General features: G+C 49.0%; 18 protein-coding genes, 1 tRNA gene and 1 pseudogene. 12 read left to right on the forward strand and 8 right to left on the reverse strand.

The features are described from left to right. The first annotated feature begins 568 nt into the window (after positions 1 to 568). The 3 genes from ACR0EL_RS04760 to ACR0EL_RS04770 all read left to right on the forward strand — a co-directional run bounded on the left by ACR0EL_RS04760 (position 569) and on the right by ACR0EL_RS04770 (position 2,704). The gene (locus ACR0EL_RS04760) at positions 569 to 1,204 is read left to right on the forward strand and encodes a hypothetical protein (protein ID WP_480498665.1); all 636 of its coding nucleotides are present in this window, start codon (positions 569 to 571) and stop codon (positions 1,202 to 1,204) included. A gap of 565 nt (positions 1,205 to 1,769) precedes the next feature. Beyond that, on the forward strand, positions 1,770 to 2,168 hold the full coding sequence (locus ACR0EL_RS04765) for a hypothetical protein (RefSeq protein ID WP_480498667.1): 399 nt from the start codon (positions 1,770 to 1,772) through the stop codon (positions 2,166 to 2,168). Beyond that, on the forward strand, positions 2,165 to 2,704 hold the full coding sequence (locus tag ACR0EL_RS04770) for a hypothetical protein (RefSeq protein ID WP_480498668.1): 540 nt from the start codon (positions 2,165 to 2,167) through the stop codon (positions 2,702 to 2,704). Before ACR0EL_RS04765 ends, ACR0EL_RS04770 begins: the two co-directional genes overlap by 4 nt. A gap of 811 nt (positions 2,705 to 3,515) precedes the next feature. Here ACR0EL_RS04770 and ACR0EL_RS04775 read toward each other — a convergent pair. Next, positions 3,516 to 4,832 carry a hypothetical protein gene (locus ACR0EL_RS04775; protein ID WP_480498670.1) on the reverse strand — a complete coding sequence of 439 codons (1,317 nt, stop codon included), beginning with the start codon at positions 4,830 to 4,832 and terminating at the stop codon, positions 3,516 to 3,518. On the opposite strand from ACR0EL_RS04775, the gene ACR0EL_RS04780 reads away from it, so the two are divergent. Together ACR0EL_RS04780 and ACR0EL_RS04785 are read left to right on the forward strand one after the other, a co-directional pair. Further along, entirely contained in the window at positions 4,831 to 4,983 is a 153-nt protein-coding gene (locus ACR0EL_RS04780; protein ID WP_480498672.1) for a hypothetical protein, read from the forward strand. The genes ACR0EL_RS04775 and ACR0EL_RS04780 overlap by 2 nt on opposite strands. Positions 4,984 to 5,108: 125 nt before the next feature. Further along, entirely contained in the window at positions 5,109 to 5,780 is a 672-nt protein-coding gene (locus ACR0EL_RS04785; RefSeq protein ID WP_480498674.1) for a hypothetical protein, read from the forward strand. Positions 5,781 to 6,040: 260 nt separating this feature from the next. On the opposite strand, the gene ACR0EL_RS04790 is transcribed toward ACR0EL_RS04785, so the two are convergent. Next, complete coding sequence (locus ACR0EL_RS04790; RefSeq protein WP_480498676.1) at positions 6,041 to 6,271, reverse strand: hypothetical protein; 231 nt, start codon at positions 6,269 to 6,271, stop codon at positions 6,041 to 6,043. A 193-nt stretch (positions 6,272 to 6,464) separates the two neighbouring features. On the opposite strand from ACR0EL_RS04790, the gene ACR0EL_RS04795 reads away from it, so the two are divergent. Continuing rightward, positions 6,465 to 7,484 carry a hypothetical protein gene (locus ACR0EL_RS04795; RefSeq protein ID WP_480498678.1) on the forward strand — a complete coding sequence of 340 codons (1,020 nt, stop codon included), beginning with the start codon at positions 6,465 to 6,467 and terminating at the stop codon, positions 7,482 to 7,484. Between the two features lie 278 nt (positions 7,485 to 7,762). Further along, on the forward strand, positions 7,763 to 8,143 hold the full coding sequence (locus tag ACR0EL_RS04800) for a hypothetical protein (RefSeq protein ID WP_480498680.1): 381 nt from the start codon (positions 7,763 to 7,765) through the stop codon (positions 8,141 to 8,143). 346 nt (positions 8,144 to 8,489) lie between these two features. Here ACR0EL_RS04800 and ACR0EL_RS04805 read toward each other — a convergent pair whose 3' ends face one another. The 5 genes from ACR0EL_RS04805 to ACR0EL_RS04825 form a co-directional block, all read right to left on the reverse strand. Continuing rightward, positions 8,490 to 8,735: a hypothetical protein gene (locus ACR0EL_RS04805; protein ID WP_480498681.1), complete on the reverse strand. Its 246-nt coding sequence runs from the start codon at positions 8,733 to 8,735 to the stop codon at positions 8,490 to 8,492. Between the two features lie 24 nt (positions 8,736 to 8,759). Beyond that, complete coding sequence (gene drt2, locus ACR0EL_RS04810) at positions 8,760 to 10,094, reverse strand: antiviral reverse transcriptase Drt2 (protein ID WP_480498682.1); 1,335 nt, start codon at positions 10,092 to 10,094, stop codon at positions 8,760 to 8,762. Between the two features lie 519 nt (positions 10,095 to 10,613). After that, positions 10,614 to 11,882: a hypothetical protein gene (locus ACR0EL_RS04815; protein WP_480498683.1), complete on the reverse strand. Its 1,269-nt coding sequence runs from the start codon at positions 11,880 to 11,882 to the stop codon at positions 10,614 to 10,616. Continuing rightward, the gene (locus ACR0EL_RS04820) at positions 11,875 to 12,279 is read right to left on the reverse strand and encodes a hypothetical protein (RefSeq protein WP_480498684.1); all 405 of its coding nucleotides are present in this window, start codon (positions 12,277 to 12,279) and stop codon (positions 11,875 to 11,877) included. Before ACR0EL_RS04820 ends, ACR0EL_RS04815 begins: the two co-directional genes overlap by 8 nt. Before the next feature lie 152 nt (positions 12,280 to 12,431). Continuing rightward, the gene (locus ACR0EL_RS04825) at positions 12,432 to 13,151 is read right to left on the reverse strand and encodes a hypothetical protein (RefSeq protein ID WP_480498685.1); all 720 of its coding nucleotides are present in this window, start codon (positions 13,149 to 13,151) and stop codon (positions 12,432 to 12,434) included. Between the two features lie 64 nt (positions 13,152 to 13,215). Between ACR0EL_RS04825 and ACR0EL_RS04830 the strand changes: the two genes are divergently transcribed. The 5 genes and pseudogenes from ACR0EL_RS04830 to ACR0EL_RS04850 form a co-directional block, all read left to right on the forward strand. Next, positions 13,216 to 13,467, forward strand: a complete 252-nt coding sequence (locus tag ACR0EL_RS04830) for a type II toxin-antitoxin system ParD family antitoxin (protein WP_480498686.1) — start codon at positions 13,216 to 13,218, stop codon at positions 13,465 to 13,467. Beyond that, on the forward strand, positions 13,464 to 13,760 hold the full coding sequence (locus ACR0EL_RS04835) for a type II toxin-antitoxin system RelE/ParE family toxin (RefSeq protein WP_480498687.1): 297 nt from the start codon (positions 13,464 to 13,466) through the stop codon (positions 13,758 to 13,760). The genes ACR0EL_RS04830 and ACR0EL_RS04835 overlap by 4 nt, the downstream gene beginning before the upstream one ends. A 228-nt stretch (positions 13,761 to 13,988) precedes the next feature. After that, positions 13,989 to 14,288: a hypothetical protein gene (locus ACR0EL_RS04840; RefSeq protein ID WP_480498688.1), complete on the forward strand. Its 300-nt coding sequence runs from the start codon at positions 13,989 to 13,991 to the stop codon at positions 14,286 to 14,288. Next, positions 14,276 to 15,163, forward strand: a complete 888-nt coding sequence (locus ACR0EL_RS04845) for a recombinase family protein (RefSeq protein ID WP_480498689.1) — start codon at positions 14,276 to 14,278, stop codon at positions 15,161 to 15,163. Before ACR0EL_RS04840 ends, ACR0EL_RS04845 begins: the two co-directional genes overlap by 13 nt. Before the next feature lie 23 nt (positions 15,164 to 15,186). Further along, positions 15,187 to 15,240, forward strand: a pseudogene (locus ACR0EL_RS04850) (hypothetical protein); the annotation flags it as partial. 556 nt (positions 15,241 to 15,796) lie between these two features. Here the strand turns inward: ACR0EL_RS04850 and ACR0EL_RS04855 are convergent. Beyond that, a tRNA-Leu gene (locus ACR0EL_RS04855) sits at positions 15,797 to 15,883 on the reverse strand. Between the last annotated feature and the right edge of the window lie 46 nt (positions 15,884 to 15,929).

Below are 15,929 nucleotides of genomic sequence, written 5' to 3' on the forward strand. Positions count from 1 at the left end.
GCGAGAGAAACTCCAGTTAGTTTGAAATCAAAGACTTAGTGACGAGTTGGTGGCAAAGCTATGTGTCGTCCCACATCTGATTTGATTAGAGAAATTGGCAGAATTTACCAGCTACCCGCCAAAACGCCCTCCAAAACAGCAAACGCTATCAGACGGTTAATTGTCAGTCTCCTTTAGTGTTGATGTAATGAATTCGCCCTTTCTGGCAGGATACATTGTGTTTTGCGGAATTTTCCCGGTATCGGCGTAAAATTGTTTCAAAGTCAACCTCAGCGGATCGTGCATTTGGGTCGTGACCGGTAATTGTAACAAAATGCTGTGGAACTCGCTGACGAATACATGTTGGCAGAGTGTTGCCGGTTCCGATAACATTAAGGTCAATAAGGAAAAAATTTTTTAGTGGATTTTGATGAGTGATCCCGCGTTCGAAGCAATTGGAAAACTCTTTCGCCCCCTCACCCTTGTTCGAGGCTACTTGTACACTAGGCGATTGATAAAGTCGGACCCGACCCTGAAAACTCTACATCGTGCTTCAGATGACCGGGTTATGGGGCCATGGGAGTACAATTTGACTGAAACAGCACTAGCTGGAATACCCGCAGCAATACTGACCTATCTATCAAAATTCATTGCAAGCAATACTGAACTCCTACCGAACACAAACAACGTCGTGTTAAGCATTGGCGAGCAAGTTGGAACTGATGTTTTTGCACTTCTCGCGTCGCTAACAGTTCCGATTTCATTTACGCTGACAGCGTTTGGACTGGCATTTTGTTCGCTATGGATACGAGACTATTCTCGTGCAAAATTTAAATCGACCCTTCAAGCTTGGCTATACTTTGACGGAACATATGGTCTTGTTGCTCAATCTGCTACGCAAGTCATATTGTCCGGCTCTGTTCTATCTTTCATGATGTTCAATAGTTTACCGGGTTTCGTGGGCAGTATCGCTATGTTTGCTGCAGGTCTAGCCACGTTCGCTGCATTCTATAGGGTTGCAGATGACACGTTTCGGTTCAATGGATATACAGCGGCAGCGGGGGAAGAGTGGGTAAATGCCCCGGATCGAAGACCACCGTGGGGGCGTTATGTTGTCGCCAGCCTTATCTTCATACCGGTTGCTTTGGTAGTGTGGGTAGCGTTTTGTAGTTATTCTTCGCTCGCTGTTACATGGCTGGTCGATAGCGTTCTGAGTCGCTTCTGATGAAAGTAGAGCAGCCGCAATAACACTCAATCTTCTGGCAAAATGCGAGCTGTAGCAAATTGATATCCAGAAGTTTCACTCGGTGTTATGAGAAAAATCAAAGGTCTAACCTCTGATTTCTAGAGATATCGCGAGCAGGAACTTTCGATCGAGGTTCCCAATCACGTTGTGATTACATTGACGGCTAACCTGCTGGGCCAGAGTATAGGCTTGGCCTCCGCCGAGGAACGGGGGTGCAAGGATCAAAAGCTTGTGCTTGCCACACGGGACCAGAGCCACGCGGAGCTGCAATGCTCATGAAGCGAGCATGGCGAGGACCCACCCTTTGAGCCGCGCTGGGGGGCGGTAGCCCTAAGGCAATCAATACAGTTGGAGTTTTGGATTAAGGTCGGCGTCGCAGGCCAAAACTGCTGTTGATTTACGTCTGTTTGAAGAGTTTGAAGCTGTGAAAACAATAATAATCAGGAAAAGAATGAAGCGACGGTTGACATCAGAGTTGACTCGCGACTTCGGAAGTGGAAGCATATTCAGTATTTACGCCTTGAAATAATTTGGGGTGGCTATTTTGAGTGATTTGGATACTGCGAAAGCTCTGATTGAGAGCATTCAGAATCAATCTGGACTTCTTCTCTCGCTAAGCACCGCGCTGCTGGGTGGCACGGCGGCGTTGATGGTTCAGTTGAAAATACGCGAGGGAGATATACTTCCACTCAAACTCAATTGGGCGCTTATCGTTGGAGTCGCGTTACTGGGTATATCCTGCTTGGCGTCGTGGGCGGTTGTCGGTGCTCTGATAAACAAAACGCCAGTCATAATGGCACTTGAGTTCGATGGTACAGACTTCAACAAAATTCAGGAAATTAAAGACTCAACCGCGCTTACTTCAATAGCGAATGGTCAGTTTTTTACATTTATTATTGGAGCGCTTTTAACCATTCTCGGACTTACGTGGCTCAAAAGATGACAAAACTCTATCACTGTATTGCAGTCGTAGCTTCTTTACTATGGCTTCCCGGCAAGACACTTGGGCAAGACTTTTCCAATGACCCGCAGGGTGCAATTGATCGGTCAGTGATTTTAGCATCTGATGCTATCAGCGACCCGTTAATCTTTGCAGGCCTTAGCTCCATAGTTTCTCGATTCAATCGAGCGCGGGTTGAGTTTTCTCCTGCGGGTTACGAAAACACAGAGTGGCTTCAGGGCCCAATATTTGGCACGATAGGTGGAGTAAGCGCAGGCGTGGCTACCGTAGATGAAGTATCGCCACTCCCCGAAGAAGACGTTGCGGAAATGCTGAAGGCTTTCAGTGAAAACTCCGAAACCTATTATGCCTTTTATGACGAAATTCAGAATCAGAATGGATTTCAAGATATATCTCCGAACCAAATGCTGTCCTATCTCGCGGCTTACGCGGTGGTCGCTGAAAACGTAGATAGCACTCTATGGGATACACTGGCTTCATTTACTGGCGTTTGGCCCCTTTGCTTTTGGCAGGGCTGATACTCGACTCCCCATAAGATCGCGCGGATTGAGCACAAAGGGATATCTTCAGAAGTGCGTGTAGGCCTCGTGAGATTGGACTTCTGTTGGGTTACTTCTTAAGCTGAAGATGGGTTCGCCAAACACAGCCACCCCGCATTGCTCGCATTTTTTTTGGGTTCTGCCGATAGAACTTATTTGTTGCCGAAGTGGTGTAGTCCCCATGAACATGGTCTGGGGTCTTGGGGGCAGGAACGCCTCCCAAGTCGATGGGTGCAGGGAGAGTGAAATCTCCTTGCTCGGGTTCAGCTTTGACAAGCTGACGGCATTCAATCCGCGCAGGGTTGATCTATGGGGTGTTGGGGAGAGATGAAGTCTCCCCGACGAGGGATCAAACACCGATATGTTTGCTGGCTGGTTCAGGGCTCAATGCCCTAAACCAGCCACAACCTAGGGGGATGCAACGGGGGCGCGCAGCGGACCCCCTTGCCAAGATGTGCGGTACTACCGCACACATCTTGCGGTATTCATCAATGCCATAAAGCGGTATTCATCTATGCTGTAAAGTGCCCGAATAGGTTACAGTGCAAACGGGTTCTGATGAACCACATCACGTGGTCATCCCTAAGTTAAGCGCTACTCAACAATGCCGTAAGATGTCCAAAGTGTTGCGGCATAAATGGGCCAGCGCAACACACAACACGCGACTTTTCTTAAGGTCGGCAATTACAATAGTTGATCCGTCGAGCTGACCGATTGGCGTATGAACTGGGATGAAGTCCGAACTTGTACTACAGTAGAGCCATCGAAGTTCATACTAGATTTGATCTTCTCACTGGTTCTTATTGTTTCTCTCAAGAGACAAGCGATTCAGCTTCTCAAATTCGGAATCTAGTGCCGCTTTAATGGCACTCATATCTTCAGCGTTCTCGGGTTTGAGGTGACTAGGCATCTTGTAACCAATTATCTCTCTTTTGATTTGGTCATCGTGTCTTGTGACATATCCAGAAAGATGGGGCTCCTCTCCTATCGCATGGAAACGGTATCCACAGGTTCCGCTTATCGTTCCATCCAGTTTATTATCTTCTAAGTATTCGAAGTGAATTCGATCTTTATAGTGAGAAATTTCCTTAGAGTGGCCTATCTTGTTAAGCATTTCTCTTTGGCCATCAAATATGTAACCTATTATTTTCGTTCCGGTTCCTTCAAACACAACTCTAAAAACCCCGTAGCGAGTCACTGTGTTTCCTTGCCTACTGCACGTAACCCACCACCCTGCTTTATCAACCAAATCGATCCCGCTTATCACTTTAACGGAGCTTCTCGCCCCATTCGCAACAACTTCAGCATCAACGTACTTATCGCTCCATCCATAGGTTTTCGAAAGGATATCGCGTTCGTTGTCAAACAAATCAACAATGTCTTCATCACAGGAATAAAAAAACGCTTCGTCCTTTTCGATTCCACCGATCCAGCCAAAATAGACCTCTCTAAAGTTCTTTACTCCATTCTTTTCGGGGTATTTCAATACTATGAAATTAATAAGAGGCGGGCTGTGCCTAAGAATTTTGATAGTAACTTTTGCGTTCGTTTTATTGAGATTTAGCTTTCGATAGCGCTGGGAATAAATCTCTGAAATACCCACAACATCCCTCCATTCCACAGCGTTCTCCCCACGCAGAAACTTCTTATAGAGTTGTTGAGGAGCAAGTCTTTGAGCCCCAAGTGCTCTTTCCTGATCTCTATCACCGATAAATAGATTCTTTACCTCTGACGCATATGAAATATCTCTATAAATCGAAGATACCGCCGAGTCTAAATCTGGGAATTTGACTACCTCGCTTGCACCCCGTATGTTTGAGATAATCTCGTCAGAGAATTTTCCTATGGAGACACCCATGTCCTCCTGCGTCTTCGACATTTTTTCTGCTAGGTCAGAGTTATTCAGAATCGCACCAATTCTCTCTCCTAAGAATACGACAAATGCAGGATAGAAAAATAGCAGTTCGATTTCTGTAACACCCGAAAGGATGTTTACTCCCAGAACTATGCCAGCAGCAATAAGCGCAATAAATGTTGAAACAGCATGCCGATTTATGCTACCATCGTGATTTCTAAGTATAAAACTTTTTTTTGGAGATTTTTTCATGACCAATGACACTCAAGAATTTATTGCAAAAACGGCCTTTGCGGCCGCAGCGATCACATTGTTTTCGCTTACGCTAGTCGCGAACAACATAGTCGTCAATGAATGGAAGAAAGAGCAAGCAAACGTTGCTGCGCAACGTCCAACCCCATGAAGTCTTGAAGACTTCTTCGCTAAACTCAGTTGCAGATGTCAGTGTTTCATTTTCGGACTGCAACAGTTCTTCTATGTGTTGAGTTCAAGCGGGCCTCAGGCCATCGTTTGGCTCGGAGGTGCTCAATGCTCAAAACCGACAAATCAACATTTCTTCGAGCTCTTACACTTTTCAACCCCACAATCGCTAGAACTCCATCACCCGCCGCTTACTCTCGAATTGCCGAAAGCATTGAAAACTATGACGCGACAGGTGGTGGTACTTGGAACTATGATAGCCTTTTCGTGTGTGTGCGCAGTGTGCTCAAAGGTCTGCCAGTTGAGCAAGCACGGTTGAGCTTGAAGGCATGCATTGGTCCGGGCGAAGCAGAGGCCAAAATCGGGCTGTTCGACGCGATGAATAAGTCACTTGGTTTTGCTAATGCTGAATATATCGATGCTGAAAGCACACTACTCAAAGTGTCGGACAGTCGCAGCTTAGTCCTCGCGCCAGATTTTTCACTTCGAAACGAAGAAGGTATTAGGGAGGTATTTGTCTATCCTAAGGCAGAACCTCCCCTTAAGCGTGTGCAATTTGATATGATAGTCGCGGCTCTAGCGCGGCCAAAAATCATGGCTCGCGACCAATACAAGCTTAGTATCGTTGAATACCCAAAAATCAAAGGGGTTCGGAAGTACCGTATCCAGAACTTCGACTACGAATACCGCGAGCTACGCCAAGACTTTCTAGACCACTTGTTCATGTTTTATAGAGAGCTAGACAGAGACGGTGATCAGGGCGGTTTATTTGATACTTAGCCGAATGTGTGACTAAGCTCACAGAAATCCCGTCAAAGCCACGCACTTCGGCACAAGCGTACGAGCTTGTCGTGTGAAGCTAGGCGAGCTAAGGCCACAGTCTCCGTTGGGGTGCGACCTAGTAATTTGATTTCGCATCGTTGCATAGGATAGCGCGGCGGAACCTACACCGTCATCGCAAGCGGCAATATGAACTATGTTGGGTGTTAGGAGAAAGCCGGATGTTCCGACTTTCCCAACTGATACGTACCATCACGCTGCTAAGTGTCAGTCGCTTTGTTTACGACATCTGCCGCCGGAAACAGATAGATATCGTCAGCGATGATCTGTGTGCCTGCGATGCGTATGCAGATACCTTCATCTTTGTCTCGATTCCATGCGACGCCGATCCGCTCCAATTTGGGATTGCGACCGTAAGCCTTCGGAGTTTTGACGACCCAATCTGGCGCGTTTTGAGTTTCGGTTTGGGATGTTTTGTTTTCGTTTGTCATGGCATGTCCTTTCTGTTGATCTCGGCCAGCCATTTGGCCGATGGCAAGGGTAAAAGCCGATCAATCCTTTCTCCGCATGCGCCACCCGGTCCGAGCGTCCAGCGAGGAGTGGTGCGGGCCGCGCCTTGCGGTGAAAGGGATTATCTGCTTCCCATGAAAAAGCGGCACACGGCGGGGCGAGAGTGACAGTGGAATGACGAAAGTGACGAGCGAAGCAACCTCATCAAACAATGAAAGAAAAGAACAGACATGCCCGTCAGTCGAAGAACGGTTGTATCAAGCGATGGAAGCTGCGCTGACACAGTACGAGACCACAACAGGTTCGACGTTCCCGTCAGTTCCAAGACTAGAAATGTCACCTTCACCCGAGTTCTGGGCGACTGCCGACATTGAAAGCGAAGAGTTGGTGATTACGATATCACTCGGAATGCTTGAGACGGTTGTCAGTTTCTGGACGGCAGCGCACAAACATTGTGGGATGCCAAGCACAGTCGATGACATGATCCAAAACAGCCTGACTTGGCTGTTGGCGCACGAACTGCTGCATTATGATCTTGGACATTTTGATCTCACTGGACGGCTGAGCCTTTCTGAGGTCAAAAACGCCAACATGTTCAGTATTGCGTCGCGGGTTTCAAAGGCACCAACAAGACACCTAGAGGGCATAGCGCTCGAAGACTTGCCAAGAGTTGAGCCTTGTCTCGAGTTGCAAGCCGATGCGGAAGCCAGTGAGATGGTGCTGGATGCATATTCTCGTGATGGCTGGGAAACTATTCGGGCGCGCGCGACGGCTATATCTGGCATGATGATGCTGATTGAATGCGAAGATGAAAAGCTCGGGCACGGCTTGTCTTCCCACCCCAAAACTGCAACGCGGATATTCCAATTGCTTGGGCACGTGATTGAGATGCCAACCATCCAAGCAAAACACGCCCACCAGCATCCCGAGTTCGGGATTGAACCAACGATCCCGTCGGATGGCGAGCAATCTCGCTATAACCGTCAAGTGAGCATCCCAGCATTTCTTGATGCCCTAGAATTAGCGCGCTTTGCGGAGTGCAGCATCATCCTGGATGACCTCGGCCAACCAGCTGAATTCTTCGGCGATGTTCAAGTTGCAAAGCTTGGCGCATCAAATGGCTGCAATAATATGGCTACGACAGGTGGTGCGCAATGGACCGACTTAGCGGAAATTAATGGACAGTTACTGTAAACATTGCAGATGAAGTGCCGCGCACTTGCGAACCAAGCAACGGTGGAACTGCCACTAACGCGATGATTAACAGTATTCGCGGGCAGGTTTAAGCTCACAGGTCGAGACGACCGCCTCCAACTACCTGCTCGGGCATGCGAAGCAGCGCGGAACTTAACACCATTGAGAACCTCCTTAAGGAAACACATCCTTCGGAGCGTTAGCCAAATTTTCTAGTGGCTCGCAGACGGGTATCGGATACTGTATGTCCATAAACTATTATCAGGCGAGATACTGAATTGGCCGAAAATCCTTTGCTTTTGGGAGCCATTGCCGTTGGCCTAACGATCACCGGCGTAGGAATCACTTATGTTATCGACTATGAAAAACGTATCTCGCTTCTCGAGTCGCGGCTAAATGCATTGTCGGGAATCGCCGCGACGAGCGCATCTGCTTCTGAACCTGATCCCACGCCTCCTCAAGTTCAGGATGAATCAAAGGCTGTGCCAGAGGATACTATTTTCAGCCGAGCTATCGCTGAGGGCTGCCTAAAACTGATTGCATCCTATGATGAAATAGTCGGTAGCGGGAACATCTACAGTGGCGAGCAAGAGCGCCTCGATGCACTCAAAGCCCAAATGAGCGCTTTGGGCTGCACATCTCTGGGACAATCGCAATAGCTGAAATCAGCAGTCTGTATGATTTTCGAGTTTTGCACACTTTGCCCGCATTCCGCACGGGACTAACGCACCTATGAGCCCCGCCATGTTTTGAACCAGCTACAACATGGTACCCGAAGCACGATCAACGCACCGGGCCTTCAAAAGAAACGAAAGTAGGTCATGGCAAGACCCAAGACCGCAAGCAACGTTCCTATCACCCATTTCCACTCCCGAGATACAAAACTGACCACGACGCGCGCAAGTCGTGCAGACCAGTGCCGTTCGTATGTCCCTCCGACAATGAAAACCCCTCTGTCGTCGTCGTTGTCATAGGGGACAAAAGTGCCATTCCACCAATGCTTGATCACTCAACGGCCTCCTCGTGAGGTTTATGAACCTGCCACTCGTTCACATCGACATACACCACGTCGGCAGTATAGTCGTAGTGCGGCGGAAACTCTTCACTGACCGTAAATGTCAAAACAGTCCCTGCCTCTAGCCCTTTTTTGTACGTGTCCATACGTATCGTGACCTCTGTGCCAACAGGCGGAACGATGCCAGTTTCACTCTTAGCAACGACACTTCCGCTTATACAAAACCATACTTCCATAATTTCCTCTTTGCTTTTTAACTGCTATGTCGAAGTGACCAAGCCGCCATAGACTTTGACCACTTCGCGATCCCAAGCTTTGTTGAACCACTTGATGTGGTTTCTAACCTGATGCCTAATCTCTGGCGCATCGAGAATATCAGCCGATTTATAAGCGTACTGAATAAAGTTACGCCGTATTCCTTTGTGCGTGTATCGACTCAACAATTCCCGTTTGAACACCTTAAACGATGGAATTCCTTGCTGCTTCGCCGCTACCAATTTCGCATGGATGCCGTGTTTCATCTTTGAGCGGTATGCATCCATAGACGAGGGCCGGATCAATGTCTGTTCTCCATCGAAAGTGAATCCTAGGTACTGAATCGGTTTATCGCCTACCAAGGCACCGCCGTTGAAGTCTGCTGTTTCCGTTTTGTCGGTAGACAGCGCGAGCGCAAAGTCTGCGATGAACTTTTCAATAAGTCCGACAAAATGATCTTGCTTTGCTCCTAGCGGCAGTGTGACCGCGATGTCATCGGAATAGCGACGGTAGGAACCACCAATACTGGTCACCAATCGCAGAATTTCCTGATCAAAAGTCCGAAGGTAAATGTTGGCATACAGCCCAGAGACAGGGGTTCCTTGGGGGATACCAAAATCGAATTCATGCTTACGGACCAAGCCGCTTTTGCGACCCCTGACATGCGATTTGAATTGATCGGGTGTACACACCCTCCCGTGCCGCTTACGTTTTTTACCGAGCAACGTATCCAGATCATCGCTTTCCACCCAAGAGTATCGGGTGAGATTGTGGAAGACTGTCCAGTCGTGTCCATTCAACCGATCTACGCCGACCAATCGCGAAACTTCATACTTCAGATGATCATGGTTGAGGCAGTCAAAGAACCCAGAGATGTCCAAGGCGAATACACTGCAATTTTGGCGCTGTGAGATTTCGTCAAAGAGCGACTTTGCGTGGCGAATATTGGTTCCCCCTCCACGGCGGTAGGCAAGGACACTGCCGCTCGTTCCGTCCTTCACAAGTGCCGCCTCATAGATCGGTCCAAGGTGATCAGTGTATGCTTGCAGGTATGCGGCGTCTTCGTGAGCCGCAAAACGAATACGCCGCATCTTAATTTTCTCGTGTCGGTTGCCGCTATCGTCCCGAACAAATTTCCGGGTGATATCTGTGTACCCCAACAGTGGGAGAAAACGATGTGGCGCGACCTCGGACGAAAAGTCGAACTGTCGGTTTCGAGCTTCGTCTGATAAAGGGAGATCGAAATGCTGATATTGGCGTTCTTTTGCGAGGAAATGAAGAATGAAAGCGTCGGTGTGGGGATCGAATTCTTCTTCAGTAGGTAGGTAAAACCCGGGCATAGCGACTCCGTTCGTCAAAAACTGCCCGGGCTATTTGAACCTAGCTCCCATCAACAGGCGCAAGCGCCCTCCGGTACGGAATAACCTAGCGTGGTATATTACAACCACATTGTGCCAAGTAGGATGCGACATGAACCCAATCACGCCGATGATCCCGCCGCGCGCGAAGATAACGCTTGCGGTCCTTAACACGGTTCATCCGGGTCCTATGCCCCGAAGCGCTATATACTTAGGTACTATAGAATCCGTTTCAAGAGTTTAGTGATACAAAATCTTGTGCCCAAACTTTATTTGAATATTAGCGTTTGTATCGGGACTTTTTTACCATCTACCAAGCTACTGACCTCATACATTTTAAAAACAGAGCGTGCGCAATCTTCCTGAAAGCCAGCGATATGCCGCTGGACCAGCAGCAAGACAGACAGAACAGATCGAAACTCTTTGGTCCATTCCCACCTTAGTTCTTCGCAGATCAAGCTGCCTTCATGGTCGGCAAATAATGCATCGCGGATTAGTCATTCATCCAACTAGCTCGGGCTCTGATGGGAAAAGAGCATCGCTTGAGCTTTTTAGGAATCTACCGGTAGATGGCAAGAGCATGAGCGCGACCCGTACGCTTGGCTTTAACACAAGCGCGATTCCTCGATTTCGAAGTCTTTCTGCGATCATAGGTGGCGTTGGAGGTATCATATCTTGTATCAACGAATGAATTATTTCGTCTAAAACTTCGTATGTGACCTCGGCTGGTAAGACTGAATTTAAGATCGCGTCCAAAACGATTGCGTTGAACCGACCGTCAAGCGCGGCTTGCCCTGTACCTGACAGGCTGAGCCTAGAGTTCTCTTCATAGACCAATTTGCTTTCGAGCAAAAAGTCGCAGTATTGCCGAGCGCGATCAGCACTAAGGTACTTTCCATCTCCTTCTTCCCCTTCCACCAGAAACTCTCGACGGCGCTTGATAAAACTTGGGAACTCAAATTTTAGGCAGGTTGTCTCCGAGAGCAGTTCCAAACAAGTATATACACGGCCATACACAGTCCGTTTTGGCACAAGGGTATTGTATCCCTCAGTAATTCTGACCGGTGCAGCTGTAATCAACTCGTATTGCAGACCACCCTCGAAGCTTGTGGGCAGGAACTCCTCGCTAAGCGACTTTGCGACAAAGGGCGATCGCGCTACTTCGAAAAGCCTTTCATAGGTGAAGCCTTGTCTTTGACGGTCGATTCGTTGGTCTCGCTTTGAAGGCGCACGCTCCAAAGTGCTTATGATGGAATCCGAAAAGTCACAGTTGAAAGCATACCCTGTTCCTGTTGCTAACATCACGAACGAGCCTTGGGGAAATTCGTCATAGAGGCGTAGTGTTCGACCTGCGTGGCAACAGTCTAAAATCAGAACCAGTTTACTGAAATGCCCATCGCGAACTATGTTTAGCAACGTGCTCAGATTCATATATTGAGCGGCGCCTTTGGACTTGTATCGCAACCGCAGCCGCAAGTCGTTGTCGCCTGAGCCAACAGCATGGCCAATATAGTGGATTAACAAGAGCGAATTTTCATTCACCTGTTCTGGTTCATCACTGATCTTCTCAGTTAGTTCAGCCGCACTAGGATTGTGCAATACATCTGGTCCATTGGCTGCCCCCGACATAGCAAGAAACGGGTAAGGACTCTCTTGTCCAAGAACTTTTTCAAGTCTTTGCGTAACCCCGCGAACACGTGAATTGTTGGGCGTAGTGCCTTCGGGACCCCAGTGCCCAATTATGAGGGCACGACGATCTAGGTTAACCATCCTTTGTTACTTCTTCTATAAATTGCTTAATCACTGCCACTGAAGCGGGCAATGCGATTTCTTTACCTAGTAACTTCATTCGTATAGACTTTTTTTCGTCATCGTCTTCTTCGTTAGATTTGCTTTTCGCGCTAGAGATTTCGTTAGCGCCGTAAATAAGCGCGTTGATTGCTGCCTTTATTGCTATCGGTTCCTTCGCAACCTCTATGATGAACTGGATAAGTTCAAACTCGCTCTGAGCATCTTTTGGAGCAGGCGTGCGATTGGACGTTGGCTTGGAGGAATCAACGTGACTGGCAAAATTATCGACCTCTGCTTGTAAATCGGCTTCAAGATCAGAGACGTTTGCTCCCTGTTGCGTAGCTACTGTCCCAAGAATATCAATTTCGATCTTCATAAATACCTCATTTGCAATATTACCTTCTCTGAAGGTAATGCAGTCTAAGCTGAATGGCGAGTAGGTTGAACAGCTTCAATTTAGTTTTCTTGGCATTCCGATTACGCAACCGTTTTGAAACACAAGTCTTTGTATGTGGATTCTCTGCTCGCCTAAGGAGCAACCCGAACTATCGCAATATAGAGATGGCAATGGACCTCGTGAGCCCAAGTCACAAGCCGTGGTAGTTCAGTTGGGATGTCCGCTCTAGCGGAAACGATCAACACGAACTCGTGCATACCCTGATCATGGTTTTCAACTAAGGGGTCCGGTCGTGCATCTGAATGTCCCGGCAAGAGGTTTTTGCCAGCCAAAACAGGAGTTGAGAAAACCCCATTCTGCCCAAGCGGTATTGGATGCCATTGCCCTCTCACGCCTTGCAGCGCAGTAGCATAGCCATTGATGTCACTTGTGAGCTCAAGCAGGAATGGTTGCCCCAGCTTCAGTGTTGTTCCTGCCGCTTCCAACTGGCTTTCGCGCTGCACAATCCCAAACTGCGATTTGGCCAAAACGATCCGCAAGCGATCCGATATCGCGCGCGCGTCCAAAATCTCCCGCCACCGCATCTCAGGTGTCTGTGGAAATATCTCTGGTGCCTCCAGATGCGCAACATTGAAGTGATGATTGAGCAGGAAATCATACAACACCTTCGCCCGTATCGCTGAGTATTCACCCCGTTGCAGATTGCGCCGATAGTTGTCTGCCAAGCTCCAAGGCGGGTTGAGCGGCGTTTGCAAGAACTGGTCAAACGGTTCATTTGCCAGTTCCGCCGCTGCGACTAGTGCTTTGTAAAGCTTCGCTTTATGCGCCTTGCTCTTTGGATCAAATGACATCAGGACTATGTTCCTATGGCAATATTTGTCATTTTGTGACATACTATGCGTAGGAGGACCAGATATGGCCAGTATGAATATTTCCCTGCCTGATCCAATGCGGGACTGGGTGGAACAGCAGATGAAATCCGGGCGTTACGACAACGCCAGTGAGTACATGCGTGACCTCATCCGTCATGATCAGGATCGTGCCTCCAAGATCGCTGCCATGCAACGTCTGGTCAATGAAGCGATGGCTAGTGAGGACAGCAGTAAATCCCTCGCCGAAATCCGCGCCATTGCCCGACAACAGGCAGGAATTACAGCCTCAGAATGAACTACCGCCTTTCTGCAAAGGCGGAAGCCGATCTGATCCAAATCTATATTGATGGCGTTCAAGACTTTGGCGTCGTGCAGGCCGAAGCCTACCAAGACAAAATCGACCAAACGATTGAACTGATTGCCGACAATCCAGAAATGGCACGGTTGCGGGATGAGATCACTCCTCCCGTTCGCATCCATCCGGTGCATGCGCATGTAATCATCTATCTGGTTGACGATAACCGAATGGTCAGAATTTTGCGTGTGCGGCACGGACGTGAGAACTGGCCGGAAAACCCCATCGGGTAATCGTTTCAGCGCTCCCGATCACCCGTTTACACCCTCCTTTCACCTGAGATCACCGTGGGCCTGCCACGGTATGGTCACATCTAAGCGCATAGGATGATTGAAGAATTATTCTTGCGTGAGGCAAGATGATGTGGTTATATGTTCTATATTTGTTCTCATTCCAATTTATGGCGAGACCATAGTGGAACGAACCCATCACCAAAACATTTTGAAGAAAGGAGCGCGTGCATGACCTGTCCGCCAGATAAAAAAGATATGCCTATTCGACCCAGCCTCTCTGTAGACTGGGAAGTCTATGCAGCCATGCTGGAAGACAGCGATATGCCACTGGATCAGCAACAGGAACTGATCGAAACTCTATGGTCCATCGTCGTGATGTTTGTCGATCTCGGCTATGACATGCACCCCGTCCCGCAAACCTGTGGAGAAGATGAAGAAGCATTGGATCAGGATTCCACGGATTTGGTATCCTTGTTGAACAACAAATGGGCGCAGACCCGCGCAGAGGAGGACCAATGGCAGGAGTAACATCAAAACCAACAAAGGCCGTGATCTATGCCCGCGTATCTGGGGCGAAGCAGGTGCGCGAAGGTGATGGTCTGGCCTCTCAGGAAAACCGTTGCCGTGAATACGCCACCTACAAAGATTATGATGTGGTCGAGGTGTTCAAAGACGATATGTCGGGCAAATTTGAACGCCGTCCTGCTATGGATCGGATGCTAGCCTTCCTGCGTCTGCATCCGAAGAACAGCGTTGTTGTCATCATTGACGATATCAGCCGCTTTGCGCGCAACGTGCAGGCCCACATTGCTCTGCGCGAAACTCTCTCGGACGCGGGCGGCATTCTGGAAAGCCCGTCCATTGAGTTTGGTGAGGACAGCGACTCTCGCCTTGTTGAACACATGCTGGCCTCGGTCGCCCAGCACCAACGCGAGAAGAACGCGGAACAGACCTCCAACCGGATGAAAGGGCGAATGATGAACGGCTATTCCGTCTTCGCCGCCCCTATCGGCTACGAGTACAAGAAAACCGGATCGCACGGCAAATTGCTGACCCGCGTTGAACCCGTTGCCACCATCATCAAGGAAGCATTGGAAGGCTATGCCTCTGGTCGGTTCGCGGCGCAGGCGGATGTGCGGCGCTTTCTAGAAAGCCAGCCTGATTTTCCCAAAGACCTGCCGGATGGGAAAATCCGACAGCAGAAAGTAACGGACATGCTGAACCGCGTGATCTATGCGGGCTATGTTGAGCATGAACCTTGGGGCATCACACGCCGCAAAGGTCATCATGAAGCTCTGATCTCGCTCAAACCTACAAGCTCATTCAAGAGCGCCGTACTGGCCGAGGCGTTGCGCCCAAGCGCCCTGACATCAACGAAGACTTCCCATTACGCGGTGCGGTGAACTGCGCGTGCTGCGACAAACCCATGACCGCGTACCATGCGCGGAGCGCCACAGGCAGACGCTATCCCTACTACAACTGCCAGACAAAAGGCTGCTCTGAATATCGCAAAGGTATTCGTGCAGAGAAAATCGATACAGGTTTTGAGGCCATCCTGCACTCGCTGACCCCGAGTGAAAACATGCTAGATATCGCTTTGTCGATGTTGAAAGACGCGTGGGACCAGCGTGGAGATCAGGCCAAGCAAGCGAAGGCCGAAATCAAACGCCAGCACAAAGAGTTGGACAAGCAACAAGACACCCTTGTCGAGCGCATGATTGAGACGTCGAATCCAAAAGTCATGGCGGCGCTTGAAAGCAAAATCGCCAAGCTGGAAGAGGACAAGCTACTGCTGACCGATAAGCTGTCCTACACCACGAAACCCACACGCAGCCTCAGTGAAATTATCGAACTCTTGAGGGACTTTCTCTCAAACCCTTGGAATATCTATGAAAACGGATCGCTGCTCGTGAAGAAAACCATCATAAAAGCGACCTTCAAAGCCCCATTGGCATATGAACGCCAAAACGGATATCGAACTCCGCAAACGTCTGTAATTTTTGATTTTTTAGCGGATTTCACATCAAAATGTGAAATGGTGCGGTCGAGAAGACTCGAACTTCCACGGGTGTTACCCCACAGCGACCTCAACGCTGCGCGTCTACCAATTCCGCCACGACCGCACTGCCAGTGACTTGGTAGAGGGGCGTATAGACGCAGATGGGGGCG

Source organism: Ruegeria sp. AH12, from assembly GCF_056541465.1.